The following is a 1,732-nucleotide window of genomic DNA, read 5'->3' as shown; positions in this document are numbered from 1 at the left end:
CGGCGAAGTCCTGGTAGCCGGCGTCGATGACTTTTTCGGGGACGGGCGGGAACATGGCGACGTATTGCCAGATGGAGGAGCCGGTGAATCCGACGACGGTGTCCACGCCGAGGGCTTTGGCGAGGCGGGCGGTGTGTTTCATTTCCTCGGCGGCGCGTTGGCGGACGCCTTCGGGGTCCCCGTCGCCCCAGACCTTGGCGCCGACGATTCCCTGGTGGCGGAAGTCGATGGGGTCATCGCACACGGCCTGGCCCTTGAGGTGGTTGGAGATGGCCCAGACCTTGAGGTTGTATTTGTCCAGGATGGCGAGTTTGTTTTCGATGTAGCCGGGTTCGTCCCAGCGCCAGGCGTCCAGGTGGTCCCCGGACACGGCGATTTCCAGGCCGTCATAGCCCCAGCCAGAGGCGAGGCGCGCGACTTCCTCGAAGGGCAGGTCGGCCCACTGGCCGGTGAACAGGGTGTACGGGCGGGGCATGGGTTCTCCTAGGGAAAAGTTTCGGGGGCCGGGGGAAGCCGGACGGCGGTTGTCAGCGGGCGGTTGTCAGCGGGCGGTGTTTGGTGGCGGGCGGTGTTTAGTGGCCGGCGACCTGGATGATGGCGGATTTGGCGTCGGCTGATTCCTCGATGGCGGCCAGGACGTGCTGGACGGCGAGTCCGTCCTCGAACGAGGGCGAGGGCGGGGTCCCGGCGTCGAGGGCCTGCAGGAAGTCGCGGATCTGGTGGGTGAAGGTGTGCTCCCAGCCGATCACGTGGCCCTGGGGCCACCAGGCGTCCATGTAGGGGTGTTCGGGTTCGTTGACCAGGATCCGGCGGAAGCCCTGCTCCCGGACGGGGGCGGTGGCGTCCAGGAAACCCAGTTCGTTGATGGATTCCAGGTCGAACAGGAGCGAGCCCTTGTCGCCGTAGATTTCCATCGTGAGGGAGTTCTTCTTGCCCGTGGCCATGCGGGAGACTTCCACCGAGGCGAGGGCCCCGGAGGCCAGGGTCAGCGTGGCCCAGGCGGCGTCGTCGACCGTGACTCGTTCCGGACCGTCTGCGCCGGGGCGGGTGTCCACGAAGGTGTGCAGCCGGCCGGAGACCTCGGTGACGGTGTCCCCGAGCAGGTACAGGACCTGGTCGATCGCGTGGGAGGCGATGTCACCCAACGCCCCGGACCCGGCGGTTTCCTTGTTCAGCCGCCAGGTCATGGGGGACCCGGCGTCCACGAGCCAGTCCTGGAGGTAGGCGGCGCGGACGTGCCGGACGGTGCCCAGCCGGCCTTCCGCGATGAGCTCGCGGGCCAGGGCGAGGGCCGGGACGCGGCGGTAGTTGAAGCCGATCATGGACTGGATGCCGCGGGCCCGTGCGGCACGCGCGGCGTCGGTCATGGCTTCGGCTTCGGCCAGGGTGTTCGCGAGGGGTTTTTCCACGAGCACGTGCTTGCCCGCCTCCAGCGCCGCGATGGCGATTTCGGCGTGCATCCAGCCCGGGGCGCAGATGTCCACGATGTGGATGTCATCGCGTTCGATGACCTGACGCCAGTCCGTGGCGGACTCGGCCCACCCGTACCTGGCCGCGGCCCCGGCGACCTGTTCCGCATCCCGGCCCACGAGCACTTTCTGCTCGAAGGCCGGGACGTCGAAGAAGGACGCCACGTTCCGCCACGCGTTCGAATGGGCCTTGCCCATGAACGCGTAGCCGATCGCGGCAACACCCAGGGGTGTCCTGCCTGTACTGCGTGCCGCATTGATCC

The 1,732-nt window shown here is 68.0% G+C and carries 2 protein-coding genes; both read right to left on the bottom strand.

What is annotated here, in order from left to right:
• A partial coding sequence (locus QRN52_RS15325) for a sugar phosphate isomerase/epimerase family protein (RefSeq protein ID WP_284753767.1) occupies nt 1–475 on the bottom strand: 475 nt, incomplete at its 3' end.
• A gap of 97 nt (nt 476–572) precedes the next feature.
• Nucleotides 573–1,730: a Gfo/Idh/MocA family protein gene (locus QRN52_RS15320; protein WP_284753766.1), complete on the bottom strand. Its 1,158-nt coding sequence runs from the start codon at nt 1,728–1,730 to the stop codon at nt 573–575.
• Nucleotides 1,731–1,732: the final 2 nt, after the last annotated feature.

Origin of the sequence: Arthrobacter sp. efr-133-R2A-120 (genome assembly GCF_030209835.1) — a bacterium.
In the GTDB taxonomy this organism is placed as follows: domain Bacteria; phylum Actinomycetota; class Actinomycetes; order Actinomycetales; family Micrococcaceae; genus Arthrobacter.
This window is presented reverse-complemented; position numbering and strand designations above follow the sequence as displayed.